This is a genomic window from Devosia sp. CN2-171, from assembly GCF_049354815.1.
Lineage (GTDB): Bacteria > Pseudomonadota > Alphaproteobacteria > Rhizobiales > Devosiaceae > Devosia_A.
This window is the reverse complement of sequence record NZ_CP186479.1, coordinates 940002-955869: the sequence shown is the minus strand read 5'-3', so window position 1 is coordinate 955869 and position 15868 is coordinate 940002. Positions and strand designations below refer to the sequence as shown.

The following is a 15868-nucleotide window of genomic DNA, read 5'->3' as shown; positions in this document are numbered from 1 at the left end:
AGTAGGCTCCCGTTCAGCACGGGAGCCTAGCTGTCTCACAGTGAGGCGTAAACCGCGTCGCGGATGTCCTCGCGGAACGGGCCGTTGCAGCCTTCGGGCGCGACGTTGGTGAGGACAGCGATCGTGAGCTTGTTGGTCCGGTCGATGATCCAGTTATGGCCCCAGGCGCCGCCCCAGTCGAGCGTGCCGACCGGGCAGGGGCTCCGGGCTGCCTTCGGATCGTCGATGACCGCGCCGAGGATGGTGAAGCGCTTGCCGGCGTCGCCTTCGCGGCGCGGCAGCGTACCGATCTGGTTGGTGAAGGCTTCGGCGGTGGTCGAAGGCTTCAGGAAAGTGCCGCCATTATAGACCTCGAGCATCTTCATCACGTCGTCGGCCGTCCCGCACGAGCCACCGCCACCCGATTGCGGCGCATCGGCGCGGAAGATGCGATCGGGGTCGAAAGTCGTGCCCTGCTTGTTCTCGGATGTGATCCGTACCGGCGGGACGATCGCGGGCTTGGGCAACTCGCCGTTGTAGTAGTTGGCCGTGACACGGGTCGCATCGGTCGGCGTGAAGCGCCAGTCAACCATGCCCAGCGGACCGGCGGCATACTTGTTTACCGCCGCTTCGAGTGTCGAGCCGTTGATCGCTGCGAGCACGCCACCGACCACGTCGATGCTGGTGCCATAGGCCCACCCGGTCCCGGGCGCGAACACCAGCGGCGCCTTGGCCAGGCGGCGCAGGTTCTCTTCGAGCGAAAGGAACGGTCCGGACATGCCGGGCGATACGTCGGCGGGCGTCGTTTCGTAGGAGAGGCCGGAACTGTGCGACAGCAACTGGCGGATGGTGATCGGCCGGACCACGCCATCCGGGCTCGCGGGCGTGAAATAGGGCAGGTATTTGGTGACCGGATCGTCGAGCCCGAGCAGGCCGGCTTCCATCATCTTCAGCGCCGCGGTCGCGACTGTGGGCTTGGTGATCGAAGCAAGCCGCCAGATGGCATCGCGCTCGAGTTTTCGGTTGGCCTCGCGGTCGGCGAGACCGGCCGTGCGCGCGTAAACTTCCTTGCCGTCCTGGTTGACCAGCACGACGCAGCCGACAATACGGCTCCCGAGCGCGGCGTCGATCGCCGCGTCCAGCTTGTTCTGCAAACTCATTGGAGTCCTCCCGAATTCGAGAGGATGCTAACGGTTCAGCGACACGGGTTGCAAGCCGCCGAAAGGCCTATCCGACCAGTCGCTCACGCTACGGCGAAGCTGGTGCCGCAGCCGCAGCCGGCGACGGCGTTCGGGTTCCTGATCTGGAAGCTCTGGCCGATGAGGTCATCGACATAGTCGATCTCGGCGCCGCCCATGAACTCGAGGCTGAGCGAGTCGATCAGCACCGTGGCACTGCCGTTGGTCAGCACCAGGTCGTCGGCCGTCGGCGTTTCCTTGACCAGATTGTACTCGTACTGGAAGCCGGAACAGCCGCCCCCCGCGACGGCGATGCGGAGCACCGTGCCTTCGCCCTGTTTGCTGAGGATGCGCCCGATCCGCTTGGCGGCGCGGTCTGTCAAAACGACATTGTTCGGTGCTAGAGCAACTTCGGACATGCAGTACCTTCCGGCCGCTGGAGGGTGCGGCTCACGGTTACAATCTAATATCGTCAGATGACGATGAAAAGGGTCTTGGCGCATAATGGCTGAACGCGCAGCATATGCCTCCGATCCGTCAAAGAGCCGCGGCCGCCTGTTCGACCCCGGCACCAGCCCGACACGCTCCGAATTCCAGCGCGATCGCGACCGCATCATTCACTCCACCGCCTTCCGCCGGTTGCAGCACAAGACGCAGGTCTTTCTGCACCACGAAGGGCAGCATTTTCGTACCCGCCTGACCCATACGCTCGAAGTGAGCCAGATGGCCCGCTCGATCGCCAGGGCGCTGGCGCTGGATGAGGACCTGGCGGAGGCAGTGGCGCTGGCCCACGACCTCGGCCACACGCCCTTCGGCCATGCCGGAGAGCGCGTGCTCAACGAGAAGCTGAGCGAGTGGGGCGGCTTCGACCACAATATGCAGGCCATCCGCGTCGTCACCCGGCTCGAGAACCGCTATGCCGAGCATGACGGGCTGAACCTCAGCTGGGAGGCGCTCGAGGGTATCCTCAAGCACAATGGTCCGCTGGTCGATCGGAACGGCCGGGCACTTCGTGCCGACCATCCGGTTCCCGTCGGGCTCAATGATATCCCGGCCAGCGCCGACCTGATGCCGTGGAGCTACGCCAGCCTCGAGGCGCAGGCCGCGGCCATCGCCGACGACATCGCCTACAACTCGCACGACATCGACGATGCCCTGCGCGCCGGGTTGATCCGCATCGGCGACCTCGCCGACGTGCCGCTGGTCGGCCCCTTCGCGCGAGACGTGCTGGCGCACTGGCCCGACATCGAGCGCAGCCGGCAGGCGCATGAGGTGCAGCGCCGGCTGATCACCGCGCAGATCGAGGATGTGATTGCCGAGAGCACCCGCAACATCGCCGAAGTCGCGCCGCAATCCGCCGACGATGTGCGCTTCGCTGGCCGTACCTTGATCCGCTACTCGCCGCCTGTGGCGGAGGCCGAGCGGGGGCTGAAGCGCTTCCTCTTCGACCACGTCTATCGCAGCGACGAGGTGATGGCGCCGGTCCGCCGCAGCCAGACGGTCGTCTCGATGCTGTTCGACCACTACATGGTCACTTCAGCCATGCCCGGCAGCTGGGGCGAGGCAGCGCGCGCCGCGTCCGATCGCGGCACCAGGGCCCGCATCGTCGCCGATTTCGTGGCCGGGATGACCGACCCATACGCCCTTGAGCAACATGCCCGCCTGTTTGACGGGGCAGGGGCTTTGGGGTAGGGGCACCGGACCCTTCCCAAAAGGCACTGAAATGAACGTTTTCGCGCTGTTCGCCACCCGCGTCGCCGACGCCCTTAGGGCACTCTACCCGGAAGTCACCGGCGAAGCCCTGTCGCGCCTGGTGGTCGAGCCGCCGCGAGATGCCGCGCATGGCGACCTGTCGAGCAATGCCGCGATGGTGGTGGCGAAGCCCCTCGGCAAGAACCCGCGCGACGTGGCTTCGGCGCTTGCCGAGCATTTCAAGATGGACGCCGACGTGGCTTCCGTCGAAGTCGCCGGCCCCGGCTTCCTCAACTTCCGGCTCAAGACGCCGATCTGGCACGCCGTGCTGAAGTCCGTCGGCGCTGATTTCGGCAAGGCCGACATCGGCAAGGGCGAGCGGGTGAACGTCGAGTATGTCTCGGCCAACCCGACCGGCCCGATGCATGTGGGCCATACGCGTGGCGCCGTGTTCGGCGATGCGCTGGCTTCGCTCATGGCCTATGTCGGCTACGACGTGACGCGCGAGTATTACATCAACGACGCCGGCAGCCAGATCGATACGCTGTCCAAATCGACCATGCTGCGCTACCGCGAGGCGCTGGGCGAGACGATCGAGATTCCCTCGGGTTTCTACCCGGGCGATTATCTGGTCCCGGTCGGGCAGGCGCTGAAGGCCGAGTTCGGCACGGCGCTGCTCGATAGGCCCGAGGCTGAGGCGCTGGCGCTGGTCAAGGACAGGGTGCTGGCCGCGATGATGGACCTGATCCGGGCCGACCTCGCCAAGCTCAACATCCACCACGACGTATTCTTCTCCGAGCGCCAGCTGCACGGGCAGGGCGGCGACGTCGACCTGACGCTAGAATGGTTACGCTCGCAGGACATGGTCTACCAGGGCCGGCTCGAGCCGCCCAAGGGCAAGACTCCGGAGGACTGGGAGGATCGCGAGCAGACGCTGTTCCGCGCCACCAACTACGGCGATGACGTTGACCGGCCGCTGGTCAAGTCGACCGGGGCCTACACCTACTTTGCCGCCGACATCGCCTATCACCGCAACAAATACCTGCGCGGCTTCAAGCACATGGTCAACGTGCTCGGCGCCGACCACTCGGGCTATGTGAAGCGGCTCCAGGCGGCCGTGAAGGCGATTTCGCTCGGCGAGGCGGAGATCGACGTCCGCATCTGCCAGCTGGTGCGGCTGCTGAAGAACGGCGAGCCGTTCAAGATGAGCAAGCGTTCGGGCGACCTGGTTCTGCTCTCCGACGTGGTAGAAGAGGTCGGCTCCGACGCCACCCGCTTCATGCTGCTATATCGGCGGAACGACGCTGCAATGGATTTCGACTTCGCAGTCGTGAAGGAGCAGACGCGCGACAATCCGGTATTCTACGTGCAGTACGCGCACGCCCGGACTTACTCGGTGTTCCGCAAGGTGGCCGAGGAACTGCCGGGGCTCGATGTTTCGCCGGCGGCCCTCGCGGCGGCCGATCTGTCACTGCTGTCGTCGGAAGCCGATATCGAGTTGATCAAGGCCCTGGCGCAGTGGCCGCGCATCGTTGCTTCGGCCGCCGACGCACATGAGCCGCACCGGGTCGCCTTCTACTTGTACGAGCTGGCGAGTGCGTTTCATGGCTTCTGGGCCAAGGGCAATCAGGATGTTGCCTTACGCTTTGTTAACGCCGATGATTCAAAGCTGACTACGGCCCGACTCGCCCTTGTCGGGGCCGTGCGTCAGGTTCTCGTCAACGGTTTGACTCTGCTTGGTGTCTCTGCTCCCGAGGAGCTTTCATAATTCGGGCGCATTGGTTGGTAGAGTGGCCGGCCCGCTAGTATGGGGTGCGTAACTAGCGGACGGGTCCACGAGTACAGGGGCGCTGCTTTCAATGACAGCGAGACCGCAGCAGATGCCTGATGGCCAGGAAAAATCCGACGACCTGATCGCCGAACTCGCCAAGCTAATGGCGAGCAACGCCGGGTCACCCGAACCTGAGCCCCGGCCTGCGCCCAAGCTGGTCACGCTGCCAGACGCGCCCGCGCCCCAGGCACCGGCTCCATCGCCCGTTCGTATCCCAGGCATGGACGCGCCGGCTGCCCCGGTAGCGGCCGCACCTACGCCGGCAGCTCCGCCTTCGGCGCCCGCGCCGGGCGTGTTCCGTATTCCCGGCATGGATCAGCCGGTCTCCGCGCCCGTCGCGGCGACTGCACCCGCGCCGACGACAGTAGCCCCGACGCTCGCGCCGACGATAACGCCGCCCGCGGCCAAGCCGGCCGCTTCGATCGACTTCGGTACGCTGCCGGCGGCATCGACCTTCAAGCCGGAGCCGATGTCCAGCTGGCAGGATCGCGAGATCCCCAAGCCCGTCGCGTCCCGTCCTATTCCTGCGGCGGTCATCGAGCCCTCCAGGCCCGCACCCGTATCCGTGACGCCGCCGGTATCGGCTCCCGCGTTCGCCCCGGTTGCCGCTCCGGCTCCTGCGCCGGTGTTCCCGGCGGCCGATCCGACGATCGAGATGGAATCGGCGTTCGCCAAGCCGGTGCAGGCCGAGCCCGCTCCGGCGCCTGCTGCGCCGGTCGTTCGCCCTGCGGCCGCGCCTGCCGCCCCGATGGTGGCCGCCGCCCAGGCATCGCCCGCAACCGACAATTTCGACTTCGATTTCGGCTTCGCCACGTCGCCGCCGGAACCGATTGCTCCGCAGGCCAAGGCGCCCACGCCGGCTCCCGCACCCAAGCCGGCGTCCTCGGGTGATCCGATCGCCGACCTCATCGCTGCCGAACTGGATACGGCCGAGGTCGAGGAACCGCCGCAGTCGGTCCAGCCGGCGCCGCGTCCGTTCCCGCAGCCTGGCCTTGCGCCAGCCCCCGCGCCGCGTCCACAACCCAATCTTGGTCCGGGCCGCGGTCCGGCTCCGGTCGCACAGCCCGCCGTCCGCGCCGAAGACCGCTTTGGCGTGGCCCCGGTATTCGGCCCGACCAGCAAGGTGCAGGCCCCCCGGCCGCAGCCGGCTGCCGATCCGATGGACGAGATCGAGAGCCTGATCGGCGAAGCCGTCCGCGTCGAACTGACCAGCGACAAGCCGGTCGCACCGGCAGCCGCACCCACTCCGGCGCCGCAGCAGACCCCGCCGGTCGTGCCGCCGCTGACTACCGGCTTCGCGCCGCGTCGCGCCACGATCAAAGATACTGAGCCGCAGGTCGCCTCCGCCGAGGCCGCCATTCTTGCTGCTGCCGCTGCCAGCGGCGCGGAGGTTGGCCGCATCGACGGCGTGCGGGCCGAACCGAGCCCCTATAAGCGCGTCAAGGCCAAGCCGGAGCGCCGCTCCGGCGGCATGCGCCAGTATGTCGGCATGGCCGTGGCTGGAACGCTGCTGCTCGCCGCCGGCTTTGGCCTCTACTGGGTTCTCGGCATGGGCCGCAGCAACGACGCCGAGGCACCGGTGCTGACGGCTGACGCGACCCCCGTGAAGGAGCCGCCCCCGCCGGCGGTAGCCGCGCCGACCAACCAGGGCTCGGTCGTTTTCAACGAACTGGACGGCAACGCGGCCGCTCCGACCGACGAGCAGCTCGTCTCGCGTGACGACAGCGAGGCGACCAGCGTCGCCGACGTTGCGACCACCGTTGGCGACGAGTCTGGCGATACCGGCGAGAGTGAACTGGCGAACCGCAAGGTGCGCACGGTTACGGTCCGCCCGGATGGCACGATTGTTTCCGGTGACGAAGCTGTCGCGGGCAACGAGGAACTGCCGGTCGATCGTCCGGCAGTGCCGGAGCTTCCGGGCGCCGACGTGCAGCCGTCCGAGCTTCTCGCGGCGCTGCCCAGCGGCACGGCCGATGCAGCGACTGCGGCCGGAGCGCTTACCGATCCCGCCGCTGCGACTGACTCGACTCAAGTCTCCGCCTTGACGGAAACCCCGCCCACCGGCGCCACCATTGATCCCACCATCGTTGCGCCGATCCCGGTTGCACGCCCGACCGATCGCTCGGTGCTCGGTGGCGGCGCCAATCAGCCGATTGCCGCTGCTCAGCCCGTCGATCTCGGCACGCAGACTGCTGCGACGCAGCCCGCACCTGTGTCGTCTGGCGGCTCGGGTCCCTATGTCCAGTTGAGCTCGCAGCCCACCGAAGCCGATGCACAGAGCTCGCTCCGCGCCACGCAGAACCGTCTCTCGGGCCTGCTCGCCGGTCGCAGCCTTGCCGTCCGGCAGGTGAACCTTGGTGCCAAGGGCACCTGGTATCGCGTCGTCCTTCCGGTCGACTCGTTTCAGGAAGCGACGCAGACCTGCGCCAGCCTGAAGGCAAACGGGGTCGATTGCGTGCCGATTGGCGGTTGATCGCCGTCGGCACTTCCTTGACGCCTTGCCCGGTTAGGGACCAAATCCGCCTTTAATGGACAAGGCGGCGCTATGAGCGGCACATCGCAGGACTGGTTCGCGGCGCCTGATGCGCCGCCCGACGACGAAGTGCTCTACGTCGACGTCACCGGCTATGAAGGCCCGCTCGACTTGCTGCTCGACCTCGCGCGGCGCCAGAAGGTCGATCTCGGCAAGATCTCCGTCCTGGCCCTTGCCGAGCAGTACCTCCTGTTCATCGAAACCGTGCGCGAGAAGCGCATCGAGATCGCCGCCGACTATCTCGTGATGGCGGCGTGGCTGGCCTATCTCAAAAGCCGGCTGATGGTGCCGCATGCCCCCAGCGACGAAGAGCCGAGCGGCGAGATGATGGCCGCGCTGCTGCAGTTCCGGCTGAAGCGGCTCGAGGCCATGCGCAAGGCGGCGATGCAACTGGTCAACCGGCCACGCCTCGGTCGCGACGTCTATGTGCGCGGCCAGCCCGAGCCGGTTCTGGTCGAGCGCCGGAACCTCTGGGAAGCATCGCTCTACGACCTGCTCAAGGCCTATGCGTCCGGCCGTGAGCGCGGCGTGCCGCAGGACTATCACCTGTTCGAACGCAGCGTCTGGTCGCTGCAAGAGGCCCGCGAGATCCTCGCCAGGCTGATCGGCGAGAGCATGGACTGGGTGCCGCTCGACGCGTATCTCGACCGCTACCTGACCGATCCGGAGCAGCGCAAGACCGCCACCGCGTCAAGCTTTGCCTCGAGCCTTGAACTGGCCCGGCAGGGGCAAATAGAACTGCGCCAGACCCTGACATTCGGCCCGCTGTTCATGCGCCGCCGCCAGGGTGACGGGAACAAGCAATGACCGACGCCATGGGCGACACCGATTTCGATGAGCACGGCGAGATCGGGGAACGTAATCTCCGTATCCTCGAGGCCATCCTCTTCGCTTCTGCCGACCCGCTGTCGCCAGCCGACGTCGCGCCGTACCTGGGGGAGGGGGCCGACATCCCCGTGCTACTGGCACGGCTGGCCGAGCGCTACGCGGGCCGTGGCGTCAATCTGGTGCGGCGCGGCGACAAGTGGGCCTTCCGCACCGCCGACGACCTGTCGTTCCTCCTCCGCCGCGAGGAGACCGAGAGCCGCCAGCTGTCGCGCTCGGCGCTCGAGACGCTGGCTATCATCGCCTACCACCAGCCGGCGACCCGGGCCGAGGTGGAGGAAGTGCGCGGCGTCGCCAGCGGCGGCGGCACGTTCGACATCCTGATGCAGACCGGCTGGGTTCGCATGCGCGGACGCCGGCGCACACCCGGACGCCCTGTGACCTACGGAACGACCGAGGCTTTCCTCGATCATTTCGGACTCGAGAGCCTGGCTGACCTGCCGGGCCTCGATGAACTGAAGGGCTCGGGGCTGCTGTCGAGCCGTCTGCCGCCCGCCTTCCAGGTCCCGCTGCCCTTCGATGGGCCGCTGCGCGACGACGAAGACCCGCTCGAGCCCGACGATCAGGGCGAGAGCGATCCGGTCGAGTGAGCATTTACTTCGGGGCACGAATTGTCACGGAACCCCAACACGTCCTTGTGTTCGCCAAGGATTGAACCTATTTCTCTGCGCTAAGGTAGAGCGTTCGGCTTTCTCGGAGACTTCATATGCACGCGCCAGGAATTTGGGGCATCATCGTCGTAGCGATCGTCGTGATCCTGTTGTTCGGACGCGGCAAAATCGCCGGCCTCATGGGCGAAGTCGCTTCCGGCATCAAGTCGTTCCAGAAGGGTATGCGCGACGAGGAAAACAAGCCCGCCGCGCAGATCGATGCTTCGACGACCGTCGAGCCGGTCGCTCAGCCCGAAAAGAAGGACGCCTGATCCTTCAGGGTCTGACATCCGCTCTCTGGAGCTAACTGTATGCTCGGCGTCGGCTGGACCGAAATGCTCGTGATCGGGGTTGTTGCCCTGATTGTCATAGGTCCCAAGGAATTGCCCGCGTTGATGCGCCGGGTTGGTCAGTTCGCCGGTACCGTCCGGCGGATGGGCCAGGATTTTCAGCGCGAGCTGAACAAGACCACCGGCCTCAACGAAATCACCAACCTGCGAAACTCCGTCACGCAGCCACTCAAGGCGACTGCCGACGCGATCCGCAAGGAATTCAACACCACGACCGCCACCGGCGAGGTGAAGCCCTCGGGAGCCATCAAGCCGGCCGACCCCAAGGCGCAAAGCGTTGTAGCAGAGATCAAGGCTGCAGCCGGGATCGCGACGCCACTGGTGGCACCTGCCGCCACAGTCGCTACTGCGCCCGTGGTGACCGCCAAGGCGCCGGTGAAGGCGGCCCGTCCCGCCCGCATCAAGAAGCCGACCGAGAGCAAAGTCGATACCGCCGAACTCGCCCCGGTGAAGCCGGCCACCAAGGCCGCACCGAAAGCGAAAAAGCCGGTCGAGCCGCCTGCGCCGGTTGAAGCCGTCGCGCCGAAGGTCACGGCAAAGAAGACTGCGGCTAAGCCAAAGGCACCGGCGACTGAAGCGGCGCCTGTTGCAGTGAAGACAGCTGCGGCCCCCGTGGCCAAGAAGCCTCCCGCGGCGAAGAAGGCCGCATCTCCTAAGCCCGCTGTGACTGCAAAGGCTGCTGCGACCGAGAAGCCGGCCGCGACCAAGCCGGCTGCCAAGAAGCCCGCCACCAAGGCGTCCGCCGCCAAGAAGACGTCATGACCATGGCCGAGCAGACCAAACTCGAAGCGCCCAAGACCGCCGAGACAGAAGACGAGCTGGCCGGCAGCGAAGCGCCACTGCTCGATCATCTCATCGAGCTGCGTAAGCGCCTGATCCGCTCGTTGCTCGTGATCCTCGGGCTGCTGATCGTCTGCTTCTTTTTCGCCGGACCGATCTTCGACGTTCTGGTGCAGCCGTACCGCAACGCCATCTACCCGCAGCCGGTGGAGCTCATCTACACCGCGCCGCAGGAATTCTTCTTCACCCAGCTGAGCCTCGCGCTGTTCGGCGCGGTGTTCATCGGGTTCCCGTACCTCGCCACTGAGGTCTACGGCTTCGTTGCGCCCGGCCTCTACAAGAAAGAGCGCCGCGCGTTCATCCCGTATCTCATTGCGACGCCGATCTTTTTCATACTCGGCGCCTGCATGGTCTATTTCGCGGTTCTGCCGCTCGCGATGCACTTCTTCCACGCGATGGAAACGCCCGAGATCAAGCTGCTCGCCAAGGTCAGCGAGTACCTTGGCCTGGCCATGACGCTGATCATCGCGTTCGGCATCTGCTTCCAGTTGCCGGTGATCCTGACGTTGCTCGCGCAGATCGACCTTGTGTCGAGCGCCTCGCTGAAGAAGGGACGCAAGTACGCGATCGTCGGCATCCTGATTTTTGCCGCCTTCATCACGCCGCCCGATCCGATCTCGCAGATCGGCCTGTCGCTGCCGATGTATCTGCTCTACGAGCTCTCGATCTGGTCGGTGACCCTGATCGAAAGGCGCCGTGCCAAGACGCTGGCGGCCGAGGGCACCAGCGACGACGGTACCGCCGCGAGCTGACAGAGGAGAGCCACGGATGTCACGACTGCTCGCCGTCCTCTCCGTGCTCCTCGCTGTCGCCGCTCCCACCGTCGGGCTGGCTCAATCCTACGACGATCCCGGGGCGCTGCTCGAGGCGCTCTACGCCGGCTACATGCCGCCCAACGAGTTTCCGCCGGATCAGTCGTCGCTGCAGAGCGAGCGCCTGCGCGGCCTGTTCGAGAAAGACCAGCAGGATGCCAAGGGCGAGATCGGCCGCATCGATTTCGATCCCTTCGTGAACGGGCAGGACTACCAGATCACCGACCTCGCTATCGGCGAACCCTATCTCGCTGCTGGCAAGGCTGTTGTTGCGGTCACCTTCGCCAACATGGGCACACCGCAGGAGCTCGGCTATCTGCTGGTTAAGGAGGACGGCTGGAAGGTCGACGACGTCTGGTACACCGGCGACGACTTCAGCTACGACCTGCTGGACATATTGCAGCAACCATTGCCTTGATTGTGGCGCGGCGCGGCCCTCAATGCGCCAGAAGCCCTTGCTAGCCGAGTGAGCATCGAACTCCGCCCGGGGCACACATGCGGCACCTCATCGCGACCATCCTTCTCGTTCTCGGCTTCTCCGGCGGCGCCTTCGCCTATGACAATCCGAAGGCTCTGGTGGAGGCCATCTACCAGCCGTACCAGTCCGGCCAGAAGCCTGAGGGCGGGCTCGAGCAGTTCTATTCGGCCAAGCTCAAGGGCATGTACGACGCCCACCGCGAAGCCAAGCTCTCCGACGTGGCCTTCGACCCCGACAGCAAGGACATCCTGTCGTTCGACCCGTTCGTCGAAGGCGGAAATGCGCTTCTGCTGGATGTCGCAATCAGCGAGCCGGTGATCAACGGCGACCGCGCCGCGACCATCGTCACCTTCCACAATTTCGATCACCTCAGCATGCTCAGCCTCTCGCTGGTACGCGAGGCCGACGGCTGGAAAGTCGATGACGTCGCCTCGCTCGGCGGCGACCCCAACTGGCTGCTGTCCTGGCTGCTGGAATACGACCCGTTCGGGCAGAACTGAGCTCTCCTCCCCCGTTCACGGACGAGGATGACGAGGTCAAATCTCCCGCGTGGCCTCCGTCAGCCAGGCCTTGACATCGCCCTTCACCAGCGGGCCGATCTCCTTGTATACGCGCTTATGGTAGGCGTTGAGCCAGGCCTTCTCCGGCCCGGTCAGCTGCGTCTCGTCGATCAGCCTGAGGTCGATCGGCGCCAGCGTCAGCGTCTCGAACTCGAGGAACTTGCCGTCGCCGACCTTGCTCTCGGCGACCACAAGCAGGTTTTCGATGCGGATGCCGAACGCGCCTTCCTTGTAGAAGCCGGGCTCGTTCGAGGTGATCATGCCCACCTCGAACGGGGTCGGATAGCGCGGCGAGATGCCGATCGGGCCCTCGTGCACCGAGAGGAACGCGCCGACGCCGTGGCCGGTGCCGTGATTGTAGGTGACGCCGTCGGCCCACAGGAACTGCCGCGCCAGCACATCGATCTGCGCGCCGTTGGTGCCCATGGGGAAGCGCAGCATCGAGATCGCGATCATGCCGCGCAGCACCTGCGTGTAGCGGGCCTTCTGCTCGGCCGTCGCCTTGCCGGTGAACATCGTGCGCGTAATGTCGGTGGTACCCGAGAGGTACTGCGCCCCGGAATCGAGCAGCATCAGCTCGCCCGGCTTGAGCTGCCGGTTGGTCTTGGCATCGACCCGATAGTGGATGATCGCGCCGTTGGCGCCCGCGCCGGAGATCGTGTCGAAGCTCACATCGACAATGCTGGGCTCCTCGCGCCGGAAGCTCTCCAGCGCCGTCGCGATGGTGATCTCGTCGAGCTTGCCCTTGGGCGCTTCGGCGTCGAACCAGTGGAGAAACTTCGCCAGCGCGGCGCCATCGAGCCGATGCGCCTCGCGCATGCCACCGAGCTCCGCGTCGTTCTTCCGCGCCTTGGGCAATAGCACAGGATCACGCTTCTCGATCAGCACCGCGTCGCTGACGCCGCTGATCGAATTGGCGACGGCGACCGGCACCGTGTTCGGATCGATCATCACGCGCTTGTCGGCAGCGCCGAGTTTGCGCAGCGCCGCGATCATGGTCTTGGCGTCCGCCACCTTCGCGAGACCCTCGAGGCCCTTCCGCAGGTCCGGCGTGATCTTCTCCTTGTTGAAGAACAGTGTCGGCATGCCGGACTTCGGCACCAGCGCGAAGCAGAGCACCACGGGCACGTGCGGCACGTCGCGGCCGCGCAGGTTGAACAGCCAGTTGATCGATTCCGGCACCGTCAGCACCAGTGCGTCGGCATTGTCCTCGCCCATCGTGGCGCGGATTTCCTTGAGCTTATCCTCGGCGGTCCTGCCGGCACGGTTGTGGCCCAGGAACTCGATTGGCGCGTTCGGTGGCAGAGGGCGGTCGGCCCAGACCTTGTCGACGAGGTTGGCCACCGGCACCAGCGCAGCGCGGCCAGCGAGCTTCTTTTCCAGGTCCGCGATCTCACTCGGCGTATGTAGCCACGGATCGAACCCGAGCTTGCCGCCCTTGGCAACGTAGTCGGCGATCTTGGGAGACAGCCCGCCCTGCGCCGCCTCCAGCACCGTGATCACCCTGGTGTCGGTCTCGGCCGGCGCCTGCAGCGTGTAGCGGCCATCGACGAACAGCGCCGCCTTGCGGTTGCCGATGACGGCGAGGCCGGCCGAACCGGTGAAGCTGGTGACATAGGCGAGCCGCGCTTCGCTCTCGGGCACCATCTCGCCCCGGTGCGCATCGGTGCGCGGTACGAGGAAGGCATCGACCCCGGCATCCTTCATCGCCGTGCGCAGCGCCTTTACGCGCTTGGCCACGGTCTTCGGATCGGTGCGGATGTCGAAGGACTGATAGACGGTGGGGGCGAAGCTGTTGTCGGTCATGATGGAATTGCCGTTCTAGAGGTGGCGGACCCTAACAAGCGTCTCCCGCCGTGGCGAGTATTCATTCCTGGTTCAGCTGGCATCGGGCATCAGGGCGCCGGGGCTCCGATGGAGCGATGTCATGACTGAACGAATGAGACTATTCCGCCGGGTTTTCGAATCGATGATGGAGGGCCGCAGCCGTGCTGCGGAGCGCTACATCACCGAATATCTGAAGGCACGGCAGGTTGCGATGAACGCGCGACGAGACTGATTGCGTTCACCGATTGTTAAGTCGCCCTGCAAGTTTGGCATGGCAGCTTCACGCAACGACCCCTAACCGGCCGCGTCTATCGCGACTATCTACTGAACGTCGGCAGAAGGTCCGACAGACTCGAAGACGGGAGAAAGATATGCCCGAGAACAAGAACGATTTCCGCAAGGCTCTGGCCGGCGTGATCGATGCGCGCGGCCGCGAAGCGACCCGCAGCGTTTCGCGTGCCCGTGAGTACCTGCTGCTCGGCGCTCTCACCAAGCGCCCGAATTAAGCCGCAGCGCACCTCGCGCGGCATTGCCGAACGTTATTTGATCGAACGAATCCCTGGGCTTGCCCGGGGATTTTGTTTTTCCGGCTTCGGAGCGGGTGGCGTAGGGAGGGCCCTACACCCGCTCCAGCACCAGCGTCGTCCATTCCTTCTTCTCGATCTTCTGCTTGAGCACGATGTGCTGCAGCCCATAGGCCGAGATGACGCGATTGGCCTGCGTGTTGAGGATGCCGGAGAGGATCACCGTCGCGCCGATCTGCGTCACCTTGCGCACCGCCGGAGCAAGCGCCACCAGCGGGCCGGCGAGAATGTTGGCGACGACGAGGTCATAGGGCGAGCCCGCGGCGATCTGCCGGTGGTCGAGGCCGGTCGCCTCGATGGCGATGATATTGCGGGCGACACCGTTGTCCCGCGCATTCTCTACCGTGGTCTCGACCGCGATCGGGTCGATGTCCGTTGCCAGCACCGGCTGGTGGGTGCGCTTGGCCAGCGCGATAGCGAGGACGCCGGTGCCCGTGCCGACATCGATCATCGAAGAATAGCGGCGGCGCTTCAGCGCCCGGTCGATGGCCTCGAGGCAGCCGGTCGTCGTCTCGTGGTGGCCCGTGCCGAAGGCCTGTGCGGCGTCGATCCTGATGCCCGTGACGCCCGGCGGCGGCGCATCCTCGTGGCTGCCATAAACGTAGAAGCCACCGGCCAGCACGGGCTTCAGCCCCTCGAGCGATTTCGCCACCCAGTTCACGGTCGGGTCGATCGCCTCGACCGCAAAACTGACCTCACCGCCCAGCACCTCGCGGGCGATGGCGTTGAACGCCGCGATGTCCGGATCGGTGTCGCAGGTCGCCTCGAACACCCACTCGCCGGTTTCCTCGATCTCGTGCGCCGAGGCGGTGATCGCCACGTCGTCGCGCGCCATCACGGCATCGACCAGGGCGTAGGCTTGGTCTTTGGTGAGCGGGGTCGAGAGCTGCGAAAGAGTCATGGGCGGAAAATCCTGTACGCCCGCTGTTTCGGAGCAGCCGGACGCGAAGTCAAGCGGCGGCCGTTGCGCTCGTTAGCGAAAGCGTAGCCCAGACCGGCAGGTGGTCCGAACCGGTGCGGGCGAGGGCGGTGTGATGAACGCCTGACGCCTCGATGCGGAAATCGCGGCTGGCGATGATGCGGTCGAGCTCGAGCATGGGCCGGCGCGAGTGGAAGCTGGGGCCCGGGGTGATGACCTCGTGGTGCTTGGCGAAGGCCACGAGGCTCTTGCCGTTCCTGGCCCACTGGTTGAGATCGCCCATGATCACCGTCGGCATCCGGCCTTCCAGCCGCTCGAGGTGCGCAACGATCGCCTCCGCTTGCTTGGTGCGGGAATCGCCCAACAGGCCGAGATGCATGCCCACTACCCGCACTGCGCGGTCGCCGATCTCGACGTCGGCCATCACCGCGCCGCGCGGTTCGAACGCCGGCAGCTCGATGCGTTGCTGGTTGGTGACCCGAAATCCCTTCTTCACCAGCAGCACATTGCCGTGCCAGCCAAGGCTCTGCTCGCGGATGCCGAAGCGCACCGGAAAGTAGTTGGTAAAATCGACGATGAGATCGGGCGAGAGCGTGGTGACCCGCTGCCCGAAGCGCCGGTCCACCTCCTGCAGCGCGACCACGTCGGCATCGACCTCGGCGAGGATCTGCATGATGCGTTCCGGCTGCCGCCGCCGGTCCGTGCCGATGCTCTTGCGGATGTTGTAGGAGGCGAACTTGATCATGAGGC

General features: G+C 65.8%; 16 protein-coding genes and 1 pseudogene. 12 read left to right on the top strand and 5 right to left on the bottom strand.

Annotation, left to right across the window (positions count from 1 at the left end; translation table 11 throughout):
- Positions 1-35: 35 nt before the first annotated feature.
- Together ACOYW5_RS04880 and ACOYW5_RS04875 are read right to left on the bottom strand one after the other, a co-directional pair.
- A complete protein-coding gene (locus ACOYW5_RS04880) occupies positions 36-1139 on the bottom strand; it encodes a serine hydrolase domain-containing protein (protein WP_423068134.1) in 1104 nt (367 codons plus the stop codon).
- A gap of 83 nt (positions 1140-1222) precedes the next feature.
- Positions 1223-1576 carry a HesB/IscA family protein gene (locus tag ACOYW5_RS04875; RefSeq protein ID WP_423068133.1) on the bottom strand — a complete coding sequence of 118 codons (354 nt, stop codon included), beginning with the start codon at positions 1574-1576 and terminating at the stop codon, positions 1223-1225.
- Positions 1577-1661: 85 nt separating this feature from the next.
- On the opposite strand from ACOYW5_RS04875, the gene ACOYW5_RS04870 reads away from it, so the two are divergent.
- The 10 genes and pseudogenes from ACOYW5_RS04870 (at position 1662) to ACOYW5_RS04825 (ending at position 11728) form a co-directional block, all read left to right on the top strand.
- Positions 1662-2849 carry a deoxyguanosinetriphosphate triphosphohydrolase gene (locus tag ACOYW5_RS04870; protein WP_423068132.1) on the top strand — a complete coding sequence of 396 codons (1188 nt, stop codon included), beginning with the start codon at positions 1662-1664 and terminating at the stop codon, positions 2847-2849.
- 31 nt (positions 2850-2880) lie between these two features.
- The gene (gene argS / locus ACOYW5_RS04865) at positions 2881-4617 is read left to right on the top strand and encodes an arginine--tRNA ligase (RefSeq protein WP_423068131.1); all 1737 of its coding nucleotides are present in this window, start codon (positions 2881-2883) and stop codon (positions 4615-4617) included.
- A gap of 91 nt (positions 4618-4708) precedes the next feature.
- On the top strand, positions 4709-7153 hold the full coding sequence (locus tag ACOYW5_RS04860) for an SPOR domain-containing protein (RefSeq protein ID WP_423068130.1): 2445 nt from the start codon (positions 4709-4711) through the stop codon (positions 7151-7153).
- A 72-nt stretch (positions 7154-7225) separates the two neighbouring features.
- A pseudogene (locus ACOYW5_RS04855) lies at positions 7226-7924 on the top strand (segregation and condensation protein A); the annotation flags it as partial.
- Positions 7925-8016: 92 nt separating this feature from the next.
- Positions 8017-8688 carry an SMC-Scp complex subunit ScpB gene (scpB, locus tag ACOYW5_RS04850; RefSeq protein ID WP_423068129.1) on the top strand — a complete coding sequence of 224 codons (672 nt, stop codon included), beginning with the start codon at positions 8017-8019 and terminating at the stop codon, positions 8686-8688.
- Between the two features lie 116 nt (positions 8689-8804).
- The gene (gene tatA, locus ACOYW5_RS04845) at positions 8805-9020 is read left to right on the top strand and encodes a twin-arginine translocase TatA/TatE family subunit (RefSeq protein ID WP_423068128.1); all 216 of its coding nucleotides are present in this window, start codon (positions 8805-8807) and stop codon (positions 9018-9020) included.
- A 39-nt stretch (positions 9021-9059) separates the two neighbouring features.
- The gene (gene tatB / locus ACOYW5_RS04840) at positions 9060-9860 is read left to right on the top strand and encodes a Sec-independent protein translocase protein TatB (protein ID WP_423068127.1); all 801 of its coding nucleotides are present in this window, start codon (positions 9060-9062) and stop codon (positions 9858-9860) included.
- The gene (tatC, locus tag ACOYW5_RS04835; protein ID WP_423068126.1) at positions 9857-10690 is read left to right on the top strand and encodes a twin-arginine translocase subunit TatC; all 834 of its coding nucleotides are present in this window, start codon (positions 9857-9859) and stop codon (positions 10688-10690) included. Before tatB ends, tatC begins: the two co-directional genes overlap by 4 nt.
- Before the next feature lie 16 nt (positions 10691-10706).
- A complete protein-coding gene (locus tag ACOYW5_RS04830) occupies positions 10707-11168 on the top strand; it encodes a DUF3828 domain-containing protein (protein WP_423068125.1) in 462 nt (153 codons plus the stop codon).
- A 77-nt stretch (positions 11169-11245) separates the two neighbouring features.
- Positions 11246-11728, top strand: coding sequence for a hypothetical protein (locus tag ACOYW5_RS04825; protein WP_423068124.1), 483 nt, complete (start codon positions 11246-11248; stop codon positions 11726-11728).
- A gap of 36 nt (positions 11729-11764) precedes the next feature.
- Here ACOYW5_RS04825 and ACOYW5_RS04820 read toward each other — a convergent pair whose 3' ends face one another.
- On the bottom strand, positions 11765-13594 hold the full coding sequence (locus ACOYW5_RS04820) for an aminopeptidase P family protein (protein WP_423068123.1): 1830 nt from the start codon (positions 13592-13594) through the stop codon (positions 11765-11767).
- Between the two features lie 121 nt (positions 13595-13715).
- On the opposite strand from ACOYW5_RS04820, the gene ACOYW5_RS04815 reads away from it, so the two are divergent.
- Positions 13716-13847: a hypothetical protein gene (locus ACOYW5_RS04815; RefSeq protein WP_423068122.1), complete on the top strand. Its 132-nt coding sequence runs from the start codon at positions 13716-13718 to the stop codon at positions 13845-13847.
- A 139-nt stretch (positions 13848-13986) separates the two neighbouring features.
- Positions 13987-14121, top strand: coding sequence for a hypothetical protein (locus ACOYW5_RS04810; RefSeq protein ID WP_423068121.1), 135 nt, complete (start codon positions 13987-13989; stop codon positions 14119-14121).
- Positions 14122-14233: 112 nt separating this feature from the next.
- On the opposite strand, the gene ACOYW5_RS04805 is transcribed toward ACOYW5_RS04810, so the two are convergent.
- Together ACOYW5_RS04805 and ACOYW5_RS04800 are read right to left on the bottom strand one after the other, a co-directional pair.
- Positions 14234-15100 carry a 50S ribosomal protein L11 methyltransferase gene (locus tag ACOYW5_RS04805; protein ID WP_423068120.1) on the bottom strand — a complete coding sequence of 289 codons (867 nt, stop codon included), beginning with the start codon at positions 15098-15100 and terminating at the stop codon, positions 14234-14236.
- A gap of 49 nt (positions 15101-15149) precedes the next feature.
- Positions 15150-15863: an endonuclease/exonuclease/phosphatase family protein gene (locus tag ACOYW5_RS04800; RefSeq protein WP_423068119.1), complete on the bottom strand. Its 714-nt coding sequence runs from the start codon at positions 15861-15863 to the stop codon at positions 15150-15152.
- Positions 15864-15868 lie beyond the last annotated feature (5 nt).

Bases quoted from the DNA above. Each gene is read 5' to 3' on its own strand.
- tatB (WP_423068127.1), top strand. From the start codon at position 9,060: ATGCTCGGCGTCGGCTGGACCGAAATGCTCGTGATCGGGGTTGTTGCC.
- argS (WP_423068131.1), top strand. From the start codon at position 2,881: ATGAACGTTTTCGCGCTGTTCGCCACCCGCGTCGCCGACGCCCTTAGG.
- ACOYW5_RS04830 (WP_423068125.1), top strand. From the start codon at position 10,707: ATGTCACGACTGCTCGCCGTCCTCTCCGTGCTCCTCGCTGTCGCCGCT.
- ACOYW5_RS04800 (WP_423068119.1), bottom strand. From the start codon at position 15,863: ATGATCAAGTTCGCCTCCTACAACATCCGCAAGAGCATCGGCACGGAC.
- ACOYW5_RS04820 (WP_423068123.1), bottom strand. From the start codon at position 13,594: ATGACCGACAACAGCTTCGCCCCCACCGTCTATCAGTCCTTCGACATC.
- ACOYW5_RS04870 (WP_423068132.1), top strand. From the start codon at position 1,662: ATGGCTGAACGCGCAGCATATGCCTCCGATCCGTCAAAGAGCCGCGGC.
- ACOYW5_RS04805 (WP_423068120.1), bottom strand. From the start codon at position 15,100: ATGACTCTTTCGCAGCTCTCGACCCCGCTCACCAAAGACCAAGCCTAC.
- ACOYW5_RS04880 (WP_423068134.1), bottom strand. From the start codon at position 1,139: ATGAGTTTGCAGAACAAGCTGGACGCGGCGATCGACGCCGCGCTCGGG.
- ACOYW5_RS04875 (WP_423068133.1), bottom strand. From the start codon at position 1,576: ATGTCCGAAGTTGCTCTAGCACCGAACAATGTCGTTTTGACAGACCGC.
- ACOYW5_RS04815 (WP_423068122.1), top strand. From the start codon at position 13,716: ATGACTGAACGAATGAGACTATTCCGCCGGGTTTTCGAATCGATGATG.
- scpB (WP_423068129.1), top strand. From the start codon at position 8,017: ATGACCGACGCCATGGGCGACACCGATTTCGATGAGCACGGCGAGATC.
- ACOYW5_RS04810 (WP_423068121.1), top strand. From the start codon at position 13,987: ATGCCCGAGAACAAGAACGATTTCCGCAAGGCTCTGGCCGGCGTGATC.
- tatC (WP_423068126.1), top strand. From the start codon at position 9,857: ATGACCATGGCCGAGCAGACCAAACTCGAAGCGCCCAAGACCGCCGAG.
- ACOYW5_RS04825 (WP_423068124.1), top strand. From the start codon at position 11,246: ATGCGGCACCTCATCGCGACCATCCTTCTCGTTCTCGGCTTCTCCGGC.
- ACOYW5_RS04860 (WP_423068130.1), top strand. From the start codon at position 4,709: ATGACAGCGAGACCGCAGCAGATGCCTGATGGCCAGGAAAAATCCGAC.
- tatA (WP_423068128.1), top strand. From the start codon at position 8,805: ATGCACGCGCCAGGAATTTGGGGCATCATCGTCGTAGCGATCGTCGTG.